General features: G+C 67.9%; 26 protein-coding genes. 9 read left to right on the top strand and 17 right to left on the bottom strand.

What is annotated here, in order from left to right; translation table 11 throughout:
- Positions 1–10: 10 nt before the first annotated feature.
- The 5 genes from AC07Q9_RS08745 to AC07Q9_RS08725 are packed head-to-tail and all read right to left on the bottom strand — an operon-like array spanning position 11 to position 4,107.
- Entirely contained in the window at positions 11–976 is a 966-nt protein-coding gene (locus AC07Q9_RS08745) for a Bug family tripartite tricarboxylate transporter substrate binding protein (protein ID WP_495308770.1), read from the bottom strand.
- A complete protein-coding gene (locus AC07Q9_RS08740; protein ID WP_062477800.1) occupies positions 973–1,341 on the bottom strand; it encodes a chorismate mutase in 369 nt (122 codons plus the stop codon). Before AC07Q9_RS08740 ends, AC07Q9_RS08745 begins: the two co-directional genes overlap by 4 nt.
- Before the next feature lie 9 nt (positions 1,342–1,350).
- Entirely contained in the window at positions 1,351–1,833 is a 483-nt protein-coding gene (locus tag AC07Q9_RS08735; protein WP_056580648.1) for an aromatic-ring-hydroxylating dioxygenase subunit beta, read from the bottom strand.
- Positions 1,830–3,089, bottom strand: coding sequence for an aromatic ring-hydroxylating dioxygenase subunit alpha (locus tag AC07Q9_RS08730; protein WP_493192255.1), 1,260 nt, complete (start codon positions 3,087–3,089; stop codon positions 1,830–1,832). The genes AC07Q9_RS08735 and AC07Q9_RS08730 overlap by 4 nt, the downstream gene beginning before the upstream one ends.
- 28 nt (positions 3,090–3,117) lie before the next feature.
- Entirely contained in the window at positions 3,118–4,107 is a 990-nt protein-coding gene (locus AC07Q9_RS08725; protein WP_495308766.1) for a 2Fe-2S iron-sulfur cluster-binding protein, read from the bottom strand.
- Positions 4,108–4,240: 133 nt separating this feature from the next.
- On the opposite strand from AC07Q9_RS08725, the gene AC07Q9_RS08720 reads away from it, so the two are divergent.
- On the top strand, positions 4,241–5,161 hold the full coding sequence (locus tag AC07Q9_RS08720; RefSeq protein WP_307635796.1) for a LysR family transcriptional regulator: 921 nt from the start codon (positions 4,241–4,243) through the stop codon (positions 5,159–5,161).
- On the opposite strand, the gene AC07Q9_RS08715 is transcribed toward AC07Q9_RS08720, so the two are convergent.
- Complete coding sequence (locus AC07Q9_RS08715; RefSeq protein WP_495308764.1) at positions 5,158–5,613, bottom strand: 2'-5' RNA ligase family protein; 456 nt, start codon at positions 5,611–5,613, stop codon at positions 5,158–5,160. The two genes, AC07Q9_RS08720 and AC07Q9_RS08715, sit on opposite strands and share 4 nt — an antisense overlap.
- A gap of 339 nt (positions 5,614–5,952) precedes the next feature.
- On the opposite strand from AC07Q9_RS08715, the gene AC07Q9_RS08710 reads away from it, so the two are divergent.
- On the top strand, positions 5,953–6,564 hold the full coding sequence (locus AC07Q9_RS08710; protein WP_307588363.1) for a porin family protein: 612 nt from the start codon (positions 5,953–5,955) through the stop codon (positions 6,562–6,564).
- On the opposite strand, the gene argE is transcribed toward AC07Q9_RS08710, so the two are convergent.
- From argE to guaB, 8 genes are all read right to left on the bottom strand, one after another.
- Positions 6,561–7,667: an acetylornithine deacetylase gene (gene argE / locus AC07Q9_RS08705; RefSeq protein WP_495308762.1), complete on the bottom strand. Its 1,107-nt coding sequence runs from the start codon at positions 7,665–7,667 to the stop codon at positions 6,561–6,563. The two genes, AC07Q9_RS08710 and argE, sit on opposite strands and share 4 nt — an antisense overlap.
- 4 nt (positions 7,668–7,671) lie before the next feature.
- The gene (locus AC07Q9_RS08700; RefSeq protein WP_495309947.1) at positions 7,672–8,595 is read right to left on the bottom strand and encodes a DMT family transporter; all 924 of its coding nucleotides are present in this window, start codon (positions 8,593–8,595) and stop codon (positions 7,672–7,674) included.
- A 2-nt stretch (positions 8,596–8,597) separates the two neighbouring features.
- Positions 8,598–9,317: an alanyl-tRNA editing protein gene (locus AC07Q9_RS08695; RefSeq protein WP_495308760.1), complete on the bottom strand. Its 720-nt coding sequence runs from the start codon at positions 9,315–9,317 to the stop codon at positions 8,598–8,600.
- A gap of 77 nt (positions 9,318–9,394) precedes the next feature.
- The gene (locus AC07Q9_RS08690) at positions 9,395–10,225 is read right to left on the bottom strand and encodes a helix-turn-helix transcriptional regulator (RefSeq protein WP_495308757.1); all 831 of its coding nucleotides are present in this window, start codon (positions 10,223–10,225) and stop codon (positions 9,395–9,397) included.
- A gap of 106 nt (positions 10,226–10,331) precedes the next feature.
- Positions 10,332–11,948: a glutamine-hydrolyzing GMP synthase gene (gene guaA, locus AC07Q9_RS08685; protein WP_489056698.1), complete on the bottom strand. Its 1,617-nt coding sequence runs from the start codon at positions 11,946–11,948 to the stop codon at positions 10,332–10,334.
- An 11-nt stretch (positions 11,949–11,959) separates the two neighbouring features.
- Positions 11,960–12,394: a type II toxin-antitoxin system VapC family toxin gene (locus AC07Q9_RS08680; protein ID WP_180288498.1), complete on the bottom strand. Its 435-nt coding sequence runs from the start codon at positions 12,392–12,394 to the stop codon at positions 11,960–11,962.
- Positions 12,391–12,639 (bottom strand): type II toxin-antitoxin system Phd/YefM family antitoxin, encoded by a 249-nt coding sequence (locus AC07Q9_RS08675; protein WP_070060762.1) that lies wholly within the window; start codon positions 12,637–12,639, stop codon positions 12,391–12,393. Before AC07Q9_RS08675 ends, AC07Q9_RS08680 begins: the two co-directional genes overlap by 4 nt.
- 77 nt (positions 12,640–12,716) lie before the next feature.
- Positions 12,717–14,186 (bottom strand): IMP dehydrogenase, encoded by a 1,470-nt coding sequence (gene guaB, locus AC07Q9_RS08670; protein ID WP_095948611.1) that lies wholly within the window; start codon positions 14,184–14,186, stop codon positions 12,717–12,719.
- A gap of 128 nt (positions 14,187–14,314) precedes the next feature.
- On the opposite strand from guaB, the gene AC07Q9_RS08665 reads away from it, so the two are divergent.
- Positions 14,315–14,830 (top strand): DUF4124 domain-containing protein, encoded by a 516-nt coding sequence (locus AC07Q9_RS08665; protein ID WP_495308755.1) that lies wholly within the window; start codon positions 14,315–14,317, stop codon positions 14,828–14,830.
- Positions 14,831–14,857: 27 nt separating this feature from the next.
- Here AC07Q9_RS08665 and AC07Q9_RS08660 read toward each other — a convergent pair whose 3' ends face one another.
- Together AC07Q9_RS08660 and AC07Q9_RS08655 are read right to left on the bottom strand one after the other, a co-directional pair.
- Positions 14,858–15,205: an RnfH family protein gene (locus AC07Q9_RS08660; protein WP_492677003.1), complete on the bottom strand. Its 348-nt coding sequence runs from the start codon at positions 15,203–15,205 to the stop codon at positions 14,858–14,860.
- Positions 15,205–15,651 (bottom strand): type II toxin-antitoxin system RatA family toxin, encoded by a 447-nt coding sequence (locus AC07Q9_RS08655; RefSeq protein ID WP_495300149.1) that lies wholly within the window; start codon positions 15,649–15,651, stop codon positions 15,205–15,207. The genes AC07Q9_RS08660 and AC07Q9_RS08655 overlap by 1 nt, the downstream gene beginning before the upstream one ends.
- 62 nt (positions 15,652–15,713) lie before the next feature.
- Between AC07Q9_RS08655 and smpB the strand changes: the two genes are divergently transcribed.
- From smpB to AC07Q9_RS08625, 6 genes are all read left to right on the top strand, one after another.
- Entirely contained in the window at positions 15,714–16,190 is a 477-nt protein-coding gene (gene smpB / locus AC07Q9_RS08650) for an SsrA-binding protein SmpB (protein WP_099789277.1), read from the top strand.
- Positions 16,191–16,284: 94 nt separating this feature from the next.
- Entirely contained in the window at positions 16,285–16,665 is a 381-nt protein-coding gene (locus AC07Q9_RS08645; RefSeq protein WP_492677001.1) for a COG4315 family predicted lipoprotein, read from the top strand.
- A 24-nt stretch (positions 16,666–16,689) separates the two neighbouring features.
- Positions 16,690–17,196 (top strand): RNA polymerase sigma factor, encoded by a 507-nt coding sequence (locus AC07Q9_RS08640; protein WP_495308752.1) that lies wholly within the window; start codon positions 16,690–16,692, stop codon positions 17,194–17,196.
- Between the two features lie 16 nt (positions 17,197–17,212).
- Positions 17,213–18,037 (top strand): anti-sigma factor family protein, encoded by an 825-nt coding sequence (locus AC07Q9_RS08635; protein WP_495308751.1) that lies wholly within the window; start codon positions 17,213–17,215, stop codon positions 18,035–18,037.
- Between the two features lie 77 nt (positions 18,038–18,114).
- Positions 18,115–18,510 (top strand): COG4315 family predicted lipoprotein, encoded by a 396-nt coding sequence (locus tag AC07Q9_RS08630; RefSeq protein WP_119556624.1) that lies wholly within the window; start codon positions 18,115–18,117, stop codon positions 18,508–18,510.
- Between the two features lie 100 nt (positions 18,511–18,610).
- On the top strand, positions 18,611–19,288 hold the full coding sequence (locus AC07Q9_RS08625; protein WP_489056691.1) for a hypothetical protein: 678 nt from the start codon (positions 18,611–18,613) through the stop codon (positions 19,286–19,288).
- 14 nt (positions 19,289–19,302) lie between these two features.
- Here the strand turns inward: AC07Q9_RS08625 and AC07Q9_RS08620 are convergent, their stop codons facing one another.
- Positions 19,303–20,220 (bottom strand): DMT family transporter, encoded by a 918-nt coding sequence (locus AC07Q9_RS08620; protein ID WP_489056690.1) that lies wholly within the window; start codon positions 20,218–20,220, stop codon positions 19,303–19,305.
- Positions 20,221–20,234 lie beyond the last annotated feature (14 nt).

The raw sequence follows: 20,234 nt of genomic DNA, 5'->3' as shown, positions 1-20,234 counted from the left end.
CTCCCTTTTCTCAATCGGGCTTGAGGCCGGCGCGGTCGATCACCGGCTTCCAGCGGCGCAGTTCCTCGTCCATGAACTTCGACAAGCCTTCGGGCGTGCTGCCCACGGGGTCGAAGTACGCGGTCTGCAGGCGCTTGACCGTGTCGGGGTCTTTCAGCGCCGCAGCAATCTCGCGGCTCATGCGCTGCACCACGTCGTTCGGCGTGCCCTTGGGCGCCATGTAGGCGAACCACGGCACGGCCTGGATGTCGGGCAGGCCCGATTCGCGCAGCGTGGGCAGGTCGGGCAGCAATGCCGAACGCTCGGCCGAGGTGACGGCCAGCGCCTTGAGACGTCCGGCCTTGGCCTGCGGCATCACCGTGACCGGCGGCAGGCAGGCGTACTGCACGTCGCCCTGCACGATGGCCGTCACGGCCTGGCCCGACGACGCGTACGGGATGTGCACCGCGAACGACTGCGTCTTGGCCTTGATGAGCTCCACGCCCAGGTGCGAGATCGAGCCGTTGCCGGTCGAGGCGAAGTTGAACTTGCCGGGGTTCTTCTTCATCGCCGCCAGCCAGCCCTTGACCGAATCGACGCCCATCGAATTCGAGACCGCGCAGACGTTCGGCGTGGTCGCGGCCAGCGACACCGGCACGAGGTCCTTGAACGGGTCGTACGGCAGGTTCTTGTAGAGGATGGTGTTGTAGACCAGCGGCGCATTCACCGACAACAGGAAGGTATAGCCGTCGGGCTGCGCCTTCGAGACCGCGTCAGTGCCGCTGTTGCCGCCCGCGCCGGGCTTGTTCTCGACGATCAGCGGCTGGCCGATGCGCGCCGCGAGCTTGTCGTTGACGATGCGCGCCAGGATATCGGGCGACGAGCCCGCCGCGAAGGGCACCACGATGCGCACGGGGCGCTGCGGCCAGTCTTGCGCGTGGGCAGCGGCGGCCAGGGCCACGGCGGTGTAGGCAACGAAGAGGCGTGCGCGCGTCATGGTTGCACCTCCACGTCGACCATGCCCCGGTGGTCCTGCTGCTCGCGCGCGATGAAGCCCGCGATGAGCGCGCGGTAGGCGGCCTCGACCACCTCGGGGTAGGCGCCCTCCTTCTCGGCGAGCGCCTTCACCTTGTCGATCACTTCCTGCTGGCGCTGCGGCGCCGACACCTGGAAGGCGTCGCGCTTGAAGCGCGCGGCGTCCTTCACGTAGCGGCCACGCTCGGCCAGCAGCGCGACGATCTGGCGGTCGAGCCGATCGATGTTCTCGCGCACTTCAGCGAGGTTGGCGCACAGCGGCACGTAGGCCGGGTCGGTGAAGCGGCGCAACGGGGCACCGTGGGTCTCTGGTTCTTTTTCTGGCATGGCTCTATTTCAGATGGGATAGATGATGGAGTTCGGGATCATTTCGCTGTCGAACACGCACAGGCGCGACGCGAACTTGAGGCCCTCGGGGGTCTGCACGACCTTGTCGATGTAGCGCCCCACATTGAACACGGTCGACGGCCCGTCGAGCTTGGTGCGGAACACCGCGTAGTTGGCCTCGCTGTGGATGGTGCCGTCGTCGTCGACACGGTGCACCAGCGGCAGGCCCACCACGTGGCGCTGGTAGTACGGGTCGTGGAACAACGTCTCCTTGATGCCGTAGACGCGGTCTTCAAGCATGCCCCGGCTTTCGAACGAGAGCGTGGCCAGCGGCAGGCCGCGCTCATGGTTCTCGCGCGGCTGCAGGCGGTAGCTGCACTGCTCGGTGAAGAACGCAGGCCACAGGTCCCAGTCGCCCGAATCGACGGCGTGCGCGTACGCCGCATACAGGCGCGACAGGTCGAGGTAGGTGGCGGTGTCGAGCGTGCTCATGCGGCCTCCATCACTTCGCGCCAGTAGCGGTACATGCCGCGGATCAGCGTCTCGGTCACCATGTGGTCGGTGTTCTCCACCTCGCGCCCGCCGAGCTCGGCCAGCGTGCGGTGGTAGGGCTTCTGCTCGAAGCCTTCCTGCGAGAACTCGATCACCTCGCCGTCGTCGGCCGACACGAAGCCCGCCGGCCCGAACAGGTTGGCCTGGCGCAGGCGGCGCTGCGTCATCTCGGGCGTGTCGTCCTCGAAGCCGAAATGCGTCCACACGAAATCGAAGGCGTCGTGGCCCACGGGCTGGATGTGGCGCGTCGACACGCTGTTGACCTGCTGCTGCAGGATGAGGCTGGGGAACAGCGTCATCATCACCGCCGTCGGCCCGCCCCACCAGGGCTCGGGCACGATGTCCAGAAAGCGCGGGTCCTTGAGCTGCATGCTTTCCTTGAAGCTCGACACCTGCGTCACCTGCGCGGCCTTGCCCGCGCTGCCGCGCGTGGAAATCATGGCGGCGTGTCGGCCGCGTGCATCCATCTTCAGTTCCGACTTGTTGTCGGCGCGCCAGAGCCCGAAGGTCACGAACCAGGTGTGCAGCAAACCCGGGTGGTACGGGTCCTTGATGTTCTCCTGCATCAGCTTCCAGTTGCCCGGAATGCGCTGACGGCTGTAGCCCAGGATGGTGAGCTTGCGGCCGTCGAACAGGCGGTCGAAGTAATGGAGGATGTCGGGGCCGAGGAAATCTTCGAACGATTCGATGTCGTGGTCGAACGATGCAAACACCACGCCGCCGCGCGACGCGACCTTGAGCTTGTTCAGGCCGTGGTCTTCGGTCTTGAAGTCGGGCGGCATCCCGCCGTGCACCTTGCCGTCCTGCTTCACGCCACGACGGAACGGCACGCCCTGCAGGTCGCCCTTGAGCGTGTAGTTCCACTGGTGATACGGGCAGACGAACTCTTTCTTGTTGCCGTGGCGCTCGCGGCAGAACTGCATGCCGCGGTGGGCGCAGACGTTCTCGAACACGTGGATCGCGCCTTCTTCGTCGCGCGACAGGATGACCGAGCGCTCGCCGATGGCGGTGCGCTTGAAGTCGCCTGGGTTCGGGATCTCGGCCTCCAGGCCGACATAGCACCAGTGCTTGTCGTAGAAGAAGCGCTGCAGCTCCTTCTTGTGCAGCGCCTCGTCGGTGTAGGCCATGAAGGGAATGCGGCTGGTCTTTTCGCTCTCCCAGCGCAGTTCGATGGGGAAGACGGCTGGCGTGGTCATCGGGTCTCCTTTTCTCTTGTTCGGTTTTTCAGGTGCCTTGCAGGTAGAAGGCATCGGCGTGCGTCTGCTCGGGCGCCAGGCCGTGCGCCTGCACCAGCCGGCTCGCGGCCTCCACCATGGGCGGCGAGCCGCACAGGTAGGCACGCCAGCCGTCGAGCCCCGCGGGCAGGTCGGCGCGGATCGCGTCGGTGATGAGCCCCAGCCGCTGGCCGTCGCGCGCGGGGCCGGCGACCACCACGACGTGCACCTTCAGGCCGGGGTGCTGGGCCTGCAGTTCGCGCAGCTCGGGCAGGCCGTACACGTCGGCATCGGAACGCACGCCGAGGTAGAGGTGGATCGGCTGCGTCAGCCCCGCAGCGACCGCGCCGCGCACGATCGACAGGATGGGCGCGAGCCCCGTGCCGCCCGCCGCGCAGAGCATCGGCCCGCGGTGCTTGGTGCGCAGGTAGGCGGTGCCCAGCGGGCCGCTCACGCGCACGGTGTCGCCCACGCGCAGCTGCTCGAAGATGTGGGCCGTGACGCGCCCGCCCGGCACGCGGCGCACATGGAATTCGAGCTCCGCGTCGCGGCTCAGCCCGGCCATCGAGTACGGGCGCGCCAGCTCGGGGCCGAACTGCAGTTGCGCGTACTGGCCCGGCGAGAACTCCAGCGGCTTGTTGGGCTTGAGGCGCAGGCGGCGGATGTCGTGCGTGAGCACGTCGATGCCCGTGACCGTGGCCTTGAGCACGCGCGCCGGGTGCACCACCACCTCGTTGGGCTCGGGAATCTCGATGGTGCAGCTTTCGGTCAGCGTGCTCTGGCAGGCCAGCACGTAGCGCTCGCCCTGCCCGTCGGGCCGGATCGCGTCCTGGCCGCCGTCGAGCAGCTGGCCCGACACCACCTTGCAGCGGCAGGTGCCGCAGCGCCCCGACATGCAGCTGTACGACACCGGCACCTGGTGCTCGCGCAGCACCTCGAGCAGGTTCGCGCCGGGGCGGACCTCGAGGGTGCGGGCAAGGGGGTGAATGTGCAGGTCCATCGTCGGGCTCTCTTTTTCTGACGCCGGCGGCAGGGCCGGCTTGTCTCTGGGCACGGATGATGCGCGGCCTCTTCCGATTGACCAATAGAATCTGGTGAATCGGGTGTATCACCAGTATGAATAAAGGTGCGCCATGCAACTCAAGGACATCGACCTCAACCTGCTGCTGGTGTTCGACCGCATGCTGGCCGAGAAGCGCGTGTCGGCCGTGGCCGCGTCGCTGGGCCTGTCGCAGCCCGCCATCAGCAACGCACTGGCGCGCCTGCGCAAGCTGCTGGGCGACGAGCTTTTCCTGCGCACCGCGCGCGGCATGGAGCCCACACCCTTCGCGCTGCAGCTGGCCGAGCCGGTGGCCTACGCCATGGGCGCGCTGCACACGGCGCTCAACCAGCAGGTGGTGTTCGACCCCGCCACGAGCACGCGCAGCTTCACGCTCGCCATGACCGACATCGGCGAGATCTACTTCACGCCGCGCCTCATGGAAACGCTCTCGGCCGCCGCGCCGGGCGTGACCATCAGCACGCTGCGCAACAACACCGCGACCCACCTGCGCGACGACCTGGAGGCCGGCCATGTCGACATCGCCATCGGCCTGCTGCCGCAGCTCAAGTCGGGCGTGTTCCAGCGCCGGCTGTTCCTGCAGCGCTATGTGTGCCTGTTCGCGGGCACGCACCCGCTGGCGCGCAAGCGCAGCGTGTCACTGAAGGACTTCAGCGCGGCCGACCATGTGCAGGTGCAGGCCGCCGGCACGGGCCACGGCAAGGCCGACGACGTGATGGCGGCGCAGGGCATCCAGCGCCGCATCCGGCTGAAGGTGCCGCACTTCGTGGCCATCGGCCACATCCTGCAGTCGAGCGAGATGATCGCGACCGTGCCCGAGCGGCTGGCGCGCAGCATCGCCGAGCCCTTCGGCCTGGTGTGGCGACCGCACCCGGTGGCGCTGCCGCAGATCGCGATCAACCTGTTCTGGCACGCGAAGGTGCACCGCGACCCGGGCAACCAGTGGCTGCGCGGGCTGCTGTTCGACACCTTCGCGGATCAGGACGGCGCTTAGACCTCGGCGGGCCAGCGGCCCAGCACCTCGTGCACGCCCTCGCCCACGTGGCTGTCGATGAGCACGAGCGAGTGGGCGGTCCAGAGGGCGGGCGCTTCGAGCGCGTGCTTCTCGAGCTTGCGCCGTGCATAGGCGATGGTCATGTGCGGCGTGAACGTGCGCGAGGGCTTCAGGCCGACATCGGCCAGCGCCTCGCCCAGCCGCTGCCTGAACGCGCGCAACGCCGCAACGTTGGCCTCGTCGTCGGCGCACAGCACCAGCGCACCCTTGGCGTAGCTCATGGATTTTTCGAAGACGACATCGAGCGCCGGCACAGACACCGCGGCGGCGGCGGTCGATGCCTGGGCCAGCTTGTCGGCGGGCACCTGGTCGTGGTTGCCGAGGTCGAACAGCGTGACATGCAGGCGCTGCGCCTCGACCACCGTGCCCTTCAGGGCGTGTTGGGAGTTCATGCGCGCGCCGAGCGCGGCGATCGTTTCGGCGTCTTGCGGGGTGGGAAGCAGTGCGAAGAAAAGCGAGTGCGGCAGCGGCGCCTTGCGAGGGGCCTGGGTGCCGCGAGGCCGCGGCAGGGGCCGCGGCGGGGGATCGATTCCGGGAAGAAGAAGCTGAGCTGACATGTGTCGATCATCGCCCATGGCAAGGGCCCTTCATGAGGCCTTCAGCAAACGCGAAGCTCGTCTTCAGCTTGGTTTTTGAGAATCGTCGGACGGTGGCGGCAAGGTGAACAACGACACGCCGCCCATCCACTCATTCATTCAATCGATCAATCAACCAACCAACAGGATTTCATCTTGACGAAAACGCAAACCCGCCTCGCACTCGCAGCCCTCTGGCTCGGCACCGCCTCCGTCGGCGCCTTCGCCGCCGGTCTCGACAAGGACACCGGGTTCTATGTCGGCGGCGCCATCGGCCGCTCCAGCTACAGCCTGTCGTCCTCGAAGAACCACGTGCCCGTGCCATGGGGCGGCAAGAAGGCCAACAAGAGCGGCACGTCCTACAAGCTGTACGGCGGCTACCGCCTTACCGAACACTTCGGCGTGGAAGCCGGCTACGCCCGCCTCGGCAGCGTGAGCCAATGGACCTCGGCCTACGGCGGCTCCCGGCTGCAGACCGGCACCGGCCAGGTCTTCTACGCCGCCGCCACCGCCCGCATGCCGCTGAGCGACGCCTTCGCCCTCAACGGCCGCCTCGGCGTGGCACGCGGACGCATCTCCGGCGACAACAACTGGGCCCCGGCCAACCAACGCCTCTCGGGCACCAGCACGGGCGTGATGGTCGGTGTCGGCGCCGAGTACCGCATGACGCAGAACCTCGCGATCACGGCCGACTACGACTACTTCGGCAAGCTGTCGAAGCAGGCCAAGGGCGGGATGTTCACGGTGGGTTTGAAGGCGAACTTCTAAGCCTTCGCAGCCCAGGCGCCGACGCCGGCCAGGAAACGGTCGGCGGCGTGCAGTTCGCTGGCGGCAATCCACTCGTTGGGCTGGTGGGCCTGCGCGATCGCGCCGGGCCCGCACACCAGCGACGGAATGCCGGCCTGCTGGAAAAATCCGGCCTCGGTGCCGAACGGGATCTCGCCCGGAGGCCACAGTGCGCCCCAGCGCCTGGCGGTCTCCGCGGCAGCGCCCTCACCTTCTTGGGCGCAGAGCGCCGGCACGCCGGCCAACTGCGTCATCTCGACGGCCACTTCGGGCGAAACGCCCGCGAGCAGCCGCGCCAACTCCGCCTTCACCATTACCGTGCTTGCCGCATCCGTCGGCCGGAACTCCCACGTCACTTCACAGCAGCCGGGGACGATGTTGATCGCCGTCCCGCCATGGATGCAGCCGACGTTGAAGGTCGTGCGATTGCCTTGCGCGCGCAGCGTGTGCCCGAAGTGCGCAAGCTGCGCGATCAGCTGCGCGGCCGGCTCGATCGCGCTCACGCCCAGGGCCGGGTCGCCCGAATGGACGGGCCGCCCGCTGAAGGTGATGCGGTGGCCGAAAAAGCCGCGATGGGCCAGCCCCACACGCATCTGCGTCGGCTCTCCGATAACAGCCAGTGCCGGGGCCTGCGCGTGGGCACGCAGCGCGGCGACCAGGCGCGGCACGCCGAAACAGCCGACCTCTTCGTCATACGACAGCGCGAGGTGGATCGGACGCCGCAGCTCGAGCCCGCGCCACGCAGGCACCGCCGCCAGGCAGGCCGCGATGAAGCCCTTCATGTCGGCGGTGCCCCGTCCGTGCCAGCGGCCCTCGCGTTCGACGAGCGTGAAGGGGTCCGAATCCCAGGCCTGCCCGTCGACCGGCACCACGTCGGTGTGGCCGGACAGCACGATGCCGCCCGCCGCGTCGGGGCCTATGGTCGCCAGCAGGTTCGCCTTCTGGCCGTCGTCGCTGGGGATCAGCCGCGCCTCGACGCCGTGCGCCGCCAGGTAATCGGCCACCCAGTGGATGAGGTCGAGGTTGGAGCGGTGCGAGGTCGTGTCAAACCCGACCAAGGCGCGCAGGAGTTCGACCGTGTTCATCGGCTCAGGCCGCGACCTTCGCGCGCCTCGCCGGCTGGAAGGTCGTGACGAAGAAGCCGAGCAGAATCAGCGCGATGCCCGCGATATGGAAGCCGCGCACGGGCTCGCGCAGCACGAGGAACGCCAGCAGCGCGGTGAACAGTGCGACGAGATGGAACGACACGCCCGTCACCGTCGCGCCCAGTGTCGCGACGCAGCGGCTCCACAGGATGAAGGCGAACAGCGACGCGAAGAGGCCGATGTAGAGCACCGCGCCCACCGAGGCCGCGTCGGTCGGAATGCGCGCGCCGCGTGCCAGCTCGGCCACCCAGAACGGCATCAGCACCACCAGCCCGGCGGCCATGGTCGCGGCCAGGAACACCAGCGGGCTGAGGGCCGCCGGCTTGCGCCGCAACAGCACCGAGTACACGGCGTAGTTGGCCACGGCCAGCAGCACCAGCAGCTCGCCGCCGCCCAGCCGCAACGCCAGCAGGTGCGCCAGTTCGCCGCGCGCCACGATCCAGGTCACGCCGAGGAACGAGATGCCAATGCCGAGCAAGGCCTTCCAGGTGATGCGCTCGACACCGAGCACCACGGCGGCGAGCGGCACCATCAGCGGCAGCGTCGAGTTGAGGAACGCGACGCTGGTAGCGGGCACGGTCTGCAAGGCCAGGTAGCCGAGCGCGTTGTAGCCGGCGATGCCAAAGGCGCCGCAGGCCGCGATCAGCCGCCAGTGCCGCGCGAGCAGCCCGCGCTCGCGCCACGCCTGCGAGCCGACGAACGGTGCCAGCACCGCCAGCGCCACGACCCAGCGCCCCACCGCGAGCGACACCGGCGGAAAGACCGGCCCGAGCGCACGCCCCAGCACGAGGTTGCCCGCCCAGAAGGCAGGTGGCACCCAGAGCAGCCACACGGGATGCGCCCAGAGCGCCCGCAGCGATTTGTGCATGCTCACGGCCCCTGCAGCCCGATGCGCACGCGGCGGTTGGAGCGGCCCTTGTTCTCGATCTTGAGAATCCGCACCGGACGCGAGGCACCGGTGGACGCGAGGTGCGTGCCGCCGCAGGCCTGCCGGTCGAGTCCGGCGATCTCGACGATGCGGACCAGCCCCTCGGCCGAAGGCGGCGGCGCCACCGAACGGGAGCGCAGCAGCCCCTGCTCGCCATGAGCGGCGGTGACCGAGACGTAGTGCGTCTGCACCGCGAGGTCCTGCGCGATCACGTCGTTCAGTTCGGGCTCGAGGGCCCGCAGGCGGTCGTTGTCGGCGCCGGGCAAATCGAAGTCGATGCGCGCGGTGCCGTCGTCGTTCATCTGCACGCCGGTGACCAGCGCGCCGTCGAAGTCACGGAAGACCAGCGCGTTGAGCACATGCAGGTCGGTGTGCAGTTCGCGCATGCATTGCCGGAAGACCAGATCGACCTCGGCCTGGACGTCGCCGGTGATCTCGATGCGATCGGGCAGCTGGACCCAGACGAGGCCGCCCTCTTCGGAAAAACCGGTGACGGGCACCTCGCCGCCCTGCCAGCGGACGATGCCGCGGTCCGGCAGCTGCCCGCCACCGCCGGGATAGAAAGGATGTTGCGACAGCCGCACGGCACCGGGCCGCGATTGAAGGACCTGGGCGTCCAGCCGCAGGATGTCGGCATGTTCCTGGCAGAAGAGTCGTGTCATGGGTGGCCTTGCTGAGGGGTTTCAGCATGGCAGGACGACTCGAAACGCTATTGGTTGAAATTGCGCCCGCGGCTCGATCAGTTCGCCCGGGCACGCACGTACTGCAGCGGCGTCATGCCGAAGGTGCGCTTGAAGTGCTTGTTCAGTGCACTCTGGTCGTAGAAGCCAGAGGCCAACGCCGCCTCGGCCACGGGCTGTCCCGCATCGAGCTGCCGCAGCGCGGCCCGCAGGCGCAGCTGCGTCAGGTAGGTGTGTGGGGTCAGCCCGAGCGTGCGATGGAAGGCGCCGATCAGCTGGAAGGTCGTCAGGTCGGCGGCCTGCGCCATCTGCTCGAGCGTCAGCCGCTCGGCATGGCCATCGCGCATCAGGTCGAGCACGGGCGCGAGCACGCGCGCCTCCGAGGGCGCAGCCGGCACGCGGGGGCCGGCCTGTCCGTGCGCGGCGAACAGCGCACCGAAGCTGCGCACGAGCAGCTCCTGGTGCAGCAGCGGATCAGGCTCTCCGTCTAGGGTGCGGTGCAACGCCAGGAAGCGCGCGATGAGGCCGGGGTCGCGAAAGACGTTCGATGTGAAGTGCTGCGGCTGGTCGATGCCCAGTGACGTCAACACGCCCTGGATGCCCTGCCCAGCCAGGTAGAACGACCGGTAGCACCAGCGCGGGCTGCCGGCCATGCGACCCGAGTGCGGCTCGCCGGGGTTGAAGACGAGCAGCGCCTGTGTGTGGGCCACATCGGTGCGGCCCCGGCTCCTGAACTCCGAGCCGCCCACTTCCGTGACCGCGACCACGAGGGAGTCATGCACGTGCGGGGCGTAGTCGTGCGTCGTGAAGTCGGCATGGAGCATGTCCATGCCCGGCACGCCGGGTGCGTGCCAATACCGTGAGGTGTTGCGAGGATCGGAGCGGGCCAACGGGCGTCCTTTCGCACGAAAGGCGGCGCCACCGGTGGCCGCCGCATCAGGTGCGATTAGATCGCAAGCGGTGTGCCAGCGCGGGCCTTGGCCCGCGCGATGGGGATCACTCCCACTCGATCGTGGCCGGCGGCTTGCTCGACACGTCGTAGGTCACGCGGTTGATGCCGCGCACCTCGTTGATGATGCGGCCCGACACCTTCTTGAGCAGCGCGTACGGCAGCTCGGCCCAGTCGGCGGTCATGAAGTCGCTGGTCTGCACGGCGCGCAGCGCGACGACGTAGTCGTAGGTGCGGCCGTCGCCCATCACGCCCACGCTCTTCACGGGCAGGAACACGGTGAAGGCCTGGCTCGTGAGGTCGTACCAGGTCTTGCCCGATTCGTCGGTGAAGTTGCGCAGCTCTTCGATGAAGATGGCGTCGGCGCGGCGCAGCAGGTCGGCGTATTCCTTCTTCACTTCGCCCAGGATGCGCACGCCCAGGCCCGGGCCGGGGAACGGATGGCGGTACACCATCTCGGGCGGCAGGCCCAGCGCCACGCCGAGTTCGCGCACTTCGTCCTTGAACAGGTCGCGCAGCGGTTCGAGCAGCTTCAGGCCGAGCTGCTCGGGCAGGCCGCCCACGTTGTGGTGGCTCTTGATGGTGACGGCCTTCTTGCTCTTGGCGCCGCCCGATTCGATGACGTCGGGGTAGATCGTGCCTTGCGCCAGGAAGGTCGCGCCCTTGTGCCCGCCGTCGCCGGCCTTGAGCTTGGCGGCCTCCTGCTTGAAGACGGTGACGAACTCTCCGCCGATGATCTTGCGCTTGGCTTCGGGGTCGCTCACGCCGGCGAGCTTGCCCAGGAACAGGTCGCTGGCATCGACGCGGATGACCTTCGCGTGCAGCTTGCCTTCGAACATCTCCATGACCATGTCGCCTTCGTTCAGGCGCAGCAGGCCGTGGTCGACGAACACGCAGGTCAGCTGGTCGCCGATGGCGCGGTGGATGAGCGCGGCGGCCACGCTCGAATCGACGCCGCCCGACAGGCCCAGGATGACTTCTTCGTCGCCCACCTGCTCGCGGATCTTCTGCACGGCTTCGGCGATGTGGTCGCGCATGACCCAGTCGGGCTTGGCTTCGCAGATGCCGAGCACGAAGCGGTCGATGATGGCCTTGCCCTGCACGGTGTGCGTGACTTCGGGGTGGAACTGCAGCGCGTAGTAGCGGCGCGCCTCGTCGGCCATGCCGGCGATGGGGCAGCTGTCGGTGCTGGCCATGAGCTTGAAGCCGGGCGGCAGCTCGGTGACCTTGTCGCCGTGGCTCATCCACACGTTGAGCATGCCGTGGCCTTCGGGCGTGGTGAAGTCGGCGATGTCCTTCAGCAGCGCGGTGTGGCCATGGGCGCGCACGGCCGCGAAGCCGAACTCGCGCTTGTGGCCGCCTTCGACCTTGCCGCCGAGCTGGTGGGCCATGGTCTGCATGCCGTAACAGATGCCCAGCACCGGAATGCCGAGGTCGAACACGGCTTGAGGGCACTTGTCGGTGGTTTCTTCGTACACGCTGGCGTGGCTGCCCGAGAGGATCACGCCCTTGAGGTGGCCGTCGGCGGCGTATTCGCGCACCCATTCGTCGGTCACGTCGCAGGGATGCACTTCGCTGAGCACATGCGCTTCACGCACGCGGCGTGCGATGAGCTGGGTGACTTGCGAGCCGAAGTCGAGGATGAGGATCTTGTCGTGTTGCATGGCGAAAGGACTCAGAGCGTTGAAATGTCGAACAGCTTGACGCCCGCTTGCGGCGCCGCCTGGATGAGGTGCTCGTCGAAGGTGGCGAGCGGAAGGTTGAGCGATTTGGCGAGCCAGAGGTAGCCCGCATCGTAGAGCGAGACGCCCGCGTCGATGGCCACGGCAAGCACGGCCTTGTGCTGGGCCGGCGCGAGGTCGTGCAGCTCCACGCGGTGGCGAATGGCGTCGAGCACGCTCCACAGGCCCTCGACGGCCGATGCCGGAATGCGACCGCTGCGCACGCCATTGGCGAGGATGTTGGCGCACTCCCATTGCCAGGCATTGGGCGCCTGCGGCTCGACCTCGTCGCGGCGGATGGCGGCGTAGAGCTTGCGGGTGTGTTCGCTGGCCTGGTCGGGCAGCAGCCACGCGGCGGTGACCGAGGCGTCCATGACGAAGGCGGTCATGGTTGACGTCCTTGGTCGAGGAGCTCGCGGGTCGTGGGGCCGGGCTGGATGGTGGCGTGCAGCGCGTCGATCTGCCCGAGTTCGCGGGCGATCTGCTCGTCGGTGATGACGGGCTTGCGGCGCACCGGCAGCATGCGCACGACTTCCTTGCCGTGGCGGGTGATGCGAACCTCTTCGCCCTTTTCGACCAGGTCGATCAGGGCCGAGAAGTTGTTCTTGGCTTCAGCGATGCCGATGGATTGCATTTGGGCCAGAAAATTTGAATCTGGCCCAAATTTTAGCTTCAGTCTGGCCTGACTTTCAAGGTCTGGCCAGATTGGGCTTACTCGGCGCGGTAGTTCGGCGCTTCCTTCGTGATCTGCACGTCGTGGACGTGGCTCTCACGAATGCCGGCCGTGGTGATCTCGACGAACTCGGCCTTGTTCTGCATGTCCTCGATGGTCGCGCAGCCGCAGTAGCCCATGCTGGCACGCACGCCGCCGGCCATCTGGTAGACGATGGAGACGATCGAGCCCTTGTAGGGCACGCGGCCTTCGATGCCTTCGGGCACGAGCTTGTCGGTGTTGGGGTTGCCGGTGGTCGATTCCTGGAAGTACCGGTCGGCACTGCCCTGCTGCATCGCGCCGATGGAGCCCATGCCGCGGTAGCTCTTGTAGCTGCGCCCCTGGTACAGCACGATTTCGCCCGGCGCCTCTTCGGTGCCGGCGAACATGCTGCCCATCATCACGGTGCTCGCGCCGGCCGCGATGGCCTTGGCGATGTCGCCCGAGTAGCGCACGCCGCCGTCGGAGATCAGCGGAATGCCCGTGCCGTGCAGCGCGGTGGCAACGCTGTCGACCGCCATGATCTGCGGCACGCCCACGCCGGCCACGATGCGGGTGGTGCAGATCGAGCCCGGGCCGATGCCGACCTTGACCGCATCGGCACCAGCGTCGGCCAGCGCGCGCGCCGCGTCGCCGGTGGCGATGTTGCCGCCGATGACGTCGACCTGCGGGTAGTTCTTCTTGACCCAGCGCACGCGCTCGATCACGCCGGCGCTGTGGCCGTGGGCGGTGTCGACCACGATGGCGTCGACGCCGGCCTTCACCAGGGCTTCGACGCGCTCTTCGGTGCCGTCACCCACGCCGACCGCCGCGCCCACGCGCAGGCGGCCGTTGGCGTCGCGTGCGGCGTTGGGGAAGCTGGTCTGCTTGGTGATGTCCTTGACGGTGATGAGGCCCTTGAGCTCCCAGTCGCCGTTGATGACCAGCAGGCGCTCGAGCTTGTGCTTGTTCAGCAGCGCCTTGGCTTCGGCCAGCGTGGTGCCGTCGGGCACGGTGATGAGCCGGTCGCGCTGCGTCATGATTTCGCTGACGGGCACGTCGTAGCGGTTCTCGAAGCGCAGGTCGCGCCCCGTGACGATGCCGACGACCTTGCCGCCGTCGATCACCGGGAAGCCCGAAATGCCGAGCTGGTCGGACAGTGCCATCACCTGGCGCACGGAGTGCGTCGGCGTGATCACCACCGGATCTCGCAAAACACCCGACTCATAGCGCTTCACACGGGCCACTTCGGCGGCCTGCTGTTGCGCGGTGAGGTTCTTGTGCACGATACCGATGCCGCCTTCCTGCGCGATGGCGATCGCGAGGCGGGCTTCGGTCACGGTGTCCATGGCCGCCGAGACGAGCGGCAGGTTCAACGTGATGTTGCGGGAGAACTTGGTGGCGAGGGACGTGTCCTTGGGCAGGACTTGGGAGAATGCTGGCACCAACAACACGTCGTCGAAGGTGAGCGCTTTGCCTAGAAGGCGCATGGGTGAGGCTCCAAAAGACGGATTGTAACGAGGGCTCCGCCCGCTTCGCCGGCGCGGGTTTTTTCCGACCGTTGCAAAACCGCCTACTACGGATGTTGCAAAAAGTAAGGCCCAGCTAAACTCCGCGCATGAATTTCCTGCATTGGCTGGTATTGGGTTGCGCGTGTGCGCTGCCGCTCTCGGCGAGCGCGCAATGGCAATGGGTCGACAACAGCGGCAAGAAGGTCTTCAGCGACCAGCCGCCGCCCACCGACATCCCCGAGAAAAACATCCTGCGCCGCGCCGGCCCCTCGCCGTCGGCCCGGGCTCCCGCTCCGGTCACGCCAGCCCCCGAGGGAAGCAGCGATGCGGCCGCAGCCCCCAAGCCCGCGCCGCCCAAGCCCACGGGCGTGGACAAGGAGCTCGAAGAAAAGACCAAGAAGGCCGAGGCCGAGCAGAAGGCCAAGGAAGCGGCTGAAGCCGCAAAGATCGCCAAGGCCAAGGCCGACAACTGCGCCCGTGCACGCGAGAACAAGAACACCATCGACAGCGGCATCCGCATCGCCAAGGTCAATGCCAAGGGCGAACGCGAATTCATGGACGACGCCGCTCGTGCCGACGCGCAAAAACGCGCTCAAACGGTCATCGACAGCGATTGCAAGTAAGCCGCTGACCCGGCCAGTGCAGGCGGCTCAGTAGCCGTCCTTGCCGCCCTTGCGCTTGTTCGCGAACAGGCCCGTGCCGCGCGCGCCCTGACGCTGGAAGCGTTCACGCCGCGCCACCTTCGGATCGACCGTGAGCGGACGGCACAGCTCGATGCGGTCACCATCCTTCAGCGGCTGCTCCCACGCCACCGCCCTGCCCCAGACACCCGGCGTCATGGTGTGGCGCCAGTCCAGATCGGGAAAGCGCTGTGTGAGATCGCTGGCCTTCACCGCCTCGCTCACCGCGGTGCCGGGCGCGAGCAGCAGGACCTGCTCGAACACCTCGCGCGCCGCCGGCGAACAGCTCAGCGTGACCTCGATGCGGCTGTCGGCCATCAGCCTTCGCCGTAGACCTGTTCGGCGCGCTTCACAAAGGCCTCGACCAGGCTCGAGGCGATGGTGTCGAACACCGGCCCCACCATGGCCTGCAGTGCGAAGTTGCTGAAGCCGTAGCTCATCTGCAATTCGACGCGGCAGGCGCGTTCGCCCTGCTCGCCCACGGGATGGAATTTCCAGGTGCCGTCGAGGTTGGAGAACGGCCCGTCGACCAGCTTCAGCTGCACTTCGCGGCCTGCGATGTGCGTGTTGCGGGTGGTGAAACTCTGGTGCAACCCGGCGAAGGCCAGGCCGACTTCGGCGGTCATGCCGCCTTCGTCCTGCTCGATGACGCGCGACTTGTTGCACCAGGGCAGAAACTGCGGGTACTTCGCCACATCGGTGACGAGCGCGTACATTTCTTCGGCGCTGTACCAGATGAGGACGGACTTGTGGACTGTTTTCATAGAATCGGCACCGCGTGCGCGACGGATTGTATTGAAGCCATGCGCCCCCAACTTCTCGAGCCATGGCCACCAAGAAACAAGACACCTCCTCCCGCATCGCCGACAACAAGAAGGCCGCCTACAACTATTTCTTCGAAGAACGCTTCGAGGCCGGCCTGGTCCTCGAGGGTTGGGAAGTCAAATCGCTGCGCGAAGGCAAGGTGCAGCTGACCGACGGCTACGTGGTGATCCGCGACGGCGAGCTGTTCGTCGTGGGCCTGCAGATCAATCCGCTCAAGAGCGCCTCGACGCACGTCAACCCTGACTCGATCCGCACCAAGAAGTTGCTGCTGCACAAGGAAGAGATCAAACGGCTGGTCGGCAAGGTCGAACAAAAGGGCTACACGCTGGTGCCGCTGAACCTGCACTGGAAGGCCGGCAAGGTGAAGTGCGACATCGCGCTCGCCAAGGGCAAGGCCGAGCACGACAAGCGCGACACCATCAAGGACCGCGAAGGCAAGCGCGAAGTCGAGCGCGCGATGAAGAGCCGCAACCGCTGATCATTCTTTTTTTCGCGGCCTGGAATAAAACGCGCTCTGCGGGCGTTTGTGCGGTGTCATCGATCGTCGATGCCATCAACCCAGGAGTCTTTCCATGTCGCCTCTTCGCATGTCCTCCGTCGGCATCGCCGCCGCACTGCTCGGCAGCCTGCTCGCCCTCCCCGCGTTCGCCCAGCCCAAGGCCGCCGATGGCGCGCTGGTCGGCGCGAACGGCATGACGCTCTACACCTTCGACAAGGACACGGCCGGCAACGGCAAGTCGGCCTGCAACGGCGGCTGCGCCACCAACTGGCCGCCCTTCATGGCGGCCGACAGCGACAAGCCGAGCGGCGACTTCACCATCGTCACGCGCGACGACGGCAAGAAGCAATGGGCCGCCAAGGGCTGGCCGCTGTACTACTGGGTGAAGGACACCAAGCCGGGCGACAAGACCGGCGACGGCGTCAACGGCACCTGGAAAACCGCCAAGCCCTGAGACGGACAGGCTCCCGGCCTACCCATGGACGCCCGCCTGCTGGTCGAGCACATCCCGAGCTTGCGCCGCTATGCGCGCGCGCTCACGGGCAATGCCTGGGCGGCCGACGACCTGGTGCAGGACACGCTCGAGCGCGCCTGCGGCAAGTGGCGGCTGTGGGTGGTGGGCACCGACCTGCGCGCCTGGCTCTTCACGGTCATGCACAACCTCTTCGCCAGCCAGGTGCGGCGACGGCCGCCGCCGCATGCGGTCGTGCCGCTGGACGACGTGGCGCCCGAGCAGCTGCAGGGCGGCGCCGATCCGGGCCTCGGCCTCGACCTGCAGCGCTGCCTGATGCAGTTGCCCGAGGAGCAACGCGCCGTGCTGCTGCTCGTGACGCTCGAAGACCTGTCCTACGCCGAGGTGGCGAAGGTGCTCCGCATTCCGATCGGCACCGTGATGTCGCGCCTCTCGCGCGCCCGCCTTCGTCTGCAGGAACTGATGGACGGCGCCGCCGCGCCCAGCCGCCCCGGCCTGCGCCGCCTCAAGTGACGTGAAGCACCCCGCCATGAACCGCCCCACCCTGCCCCCCACCGACGACGAGCTGCACGCCTGGGTCGACGGCCAGTTGCCGCCGGAACGCCGTGAAGCGGTCGAGGATGCGATTGCGCGCGATCCGGCCGTGGCGGCCCGTGTGGCGGCCTGGCATGCCCAGCGCGACGCCTTGCGCCGCCTGCACGGCGGTCTGCTCGACGAGCCCGTGCCGGCGCCGCTGATGGGCGTGCTCGAACGGCGTCGCGCCGAGACCGGTCGCGCTGCCCCCTGGCTGCGTTGGGGCGGCATGGCCGCAGGCCTGTTGATCGCCTTCACCGCGGGCTGGCTCGGCAATGCCCAGTGGTCGGGCACGCCACGTGCGGCCGAGGCCTCCTTGGCGCGCGCACCGGCCGTGCGCGAGTTCGTCCGCGACGCGTCGGTGGCCCATGTCGTCTACACACCTGAAAAGCGGCACCCCGTCGAAGTGGCCGCCACCGAACAGCAGCACCTCGTGCAGTGGCTGTCCAAGCGCCTCGACCACCCGCTCAAGGTGCCCGACCTGTCCTCGCTCGGCTACACGCTGGTCGGCGGGCGCCTGCTGCCCGGCGAAACCGGCGCGCGCGCCCAGTTCATGTTCGAGGACGCGGCAGGCGAACGCATCACGCTCTATATCGGCACGCTCGATGCGCAGGCCGCGGATACCGCTGCCGCGCGCGAAACCGCTTTCCGCTTCGCCTCGGACGGCGCCGTGCCGAGCTTTTACTGGGTCGACCGGGGTTTCGGCTATGCCGTGGCCGGTCGCCTGCCGCGCGATGCGCTGCTGAGACTCGCGACCCTGGCCTACCGCGAGTTATCGTAGCGACGGCATAAACTGCCGGTTCGCGCATTCACCTGGCTTGTTTTCGCGATTGATTTTTCAACTGAAGGAGAAACTGCATGAAATTGCTCAGCGCCTCGATCCTCGCAGCGGCTCTGCTCGCCGGCTGCGGCGGCATGTCCACCAAGACCGCTGGAGCGCCCGACACGCCCACCCGCACCGCCGATGGCGTGCTGGTCGGCCCGAACGGCATGACGCTCTACACCTTCGCCCGTGACACCGCCAATGCCGGCACCTCGGCCTGCAACGGCCAATGCGCCACCAACTGGCCGCCGCTCGGCGTGGCCGATGCCGCCAAACCCATGGGCGGCTACACCATCGTCGTGCGTGAAGACGGCAAGAAGCAGTGGGCCTACAAGGGCTGGCCGCTGTACTACTGGGCCAAGGACACCAAGGCCGGCGACAAGACCGGTGACGGCGTGGCCAACGGCGCCTGGAAGGTCGCCCGTCCCTGATGCCGCTGATGTGATGGCATCGGTCTGAACCGACGCCTCCATCCACCGAAGCCTCGGCATCCGCCGGGGCTTTTTTCATGCTGCACGGCAGAATGGCCCGATGACTTCTGCCGACACCCACCCGGACGCCTTCCACGCGCTTGTGTCCCACGGCCTCATCACCGACGCGCAGCACGACGCCGCGCTCGCGCACCCCGAGGCCCGCGCCCTGCCGCCGATTCCCGGTCCCGCACATGCGCTGGCCTGGATGCGCCTCAAGAACCTGATCACCGAGGAAGAACTGGATGCAGCGGTGGAGCGCCTCGAAGCCGCATCGCCGGCCGTCGCGGCGTTCACCGAGGCGGAAGACATCGCCTACGACGCAGACGACCTGCTGGACCTCGGCAAGACCGGCATCACACACGAGGCCGTGATCGCGCTGTTCAACGAAGGGCTGATCGACACCGAGACCCGCGATCTGGCGCTGCGCGCCGCGCCCCTGACCGGCGCGCCCGCCGCCCTGGGCCCCACGCTGGGCTGGCTGGTGACCGATGGCCTGCTCGACACGGAGCCGTTCGAAGCGCTCCGCGCCCGTGTTGCCGCCGAGCCGGCCTTCGCGACGGCAGCCGACCATCGGCGCCTCCTCGACGAAGCCCAGGCGATCGTCGCCGCCGACGAGCAGGAGACCGCCGACATGCTCAAAGAGTTCGCGCGCAGCCAGCAAGCCAGCTGGCGCAACTTCGGAATGATCGTAGTGGCCGTCGTGATCGTGATCGGCTGGTACCTCTTCGGCCGCTGAGAGCCAGCGGAGGGTCAGTGCGCGCCCGGCAGCGCGCTGTCCGCGAGCGTGGTGCGGCGCCCGCGCAGCGCGAGCAACTCGTTGAACACCAGCGCCCCGATCACAAGCACGCCGCCGGTCAGCACGCTGGCCGCAGGCGTCTCCCCGGCGCCCAGCCAAGCCAGCGCGATGCCGAAGATCACCTCGAGCAGCGCCAGCAACGCCACCTCGGGCGCCTTGAGCACCTGCGCGCACAACACTGAGAGCACGCAGGGAATCGCCAGCTGAAAGACACCCAGGAAGGCCAGCAGTCCCAGGTCATGCGGGCCGGCGCGGAACGGCCAGGCCAGCGGCAAGGTGACGAGCGCGCAGAGGGCGGCGCCGATCAGCACCGCGGGCACGAGGTCGACCTCCTGCCCCTTGGCGTGCGCATGCTGGACCACCGTCCATTGGGTTGCACCGGCCAGCGGCACGCACAGCGCCACCAGCGTGCCGACGAGCGACCCACCGCCACCGCCCAGCAGCTGCGTGCCGTACATCCAGCCGATGCCCAGCCCGGCGACCACGATGGCCGCCCAGGTGCGTGCGGGCAGCTTGTGCCCGATGAAGAGGCGCGCGGCCAGTGCAGTGAAGAGCGGCCCGAGCGCCATCGTGACCAGCACGCTCGCTGTGGAGGTGAGGGTCAGCGCCACCATGAAGGCCGTGAACATCACGGCCCAGCAGACGCCCGAGATCCAGAGCGAGTGCCCGCCGCGGCGCAGCTGCGAGAACACCGCCCGCCCCCGCCAAAGCGGCAAGATCACCAGCAGCGCCAGCATCGTGAAGAGGCTGCGCCAGAAGGTGATCTCGAAACTGTGCGCCTGCGCCAGGTGCCGCGTGACGACGCCCGCCGTGCCCCACATGAGGGTCACGACGACCATCAGCCCGACTGCGGCGCCGTGCGTCAGGCGCATGGCCGATCGAAGGC

This window comes from Variovorax sp. GW821-FHT09A10, assembly GCF_059418385.1.
This window is presented reverse-complemented; position numbering and strand designations above follow the sequence as displayed.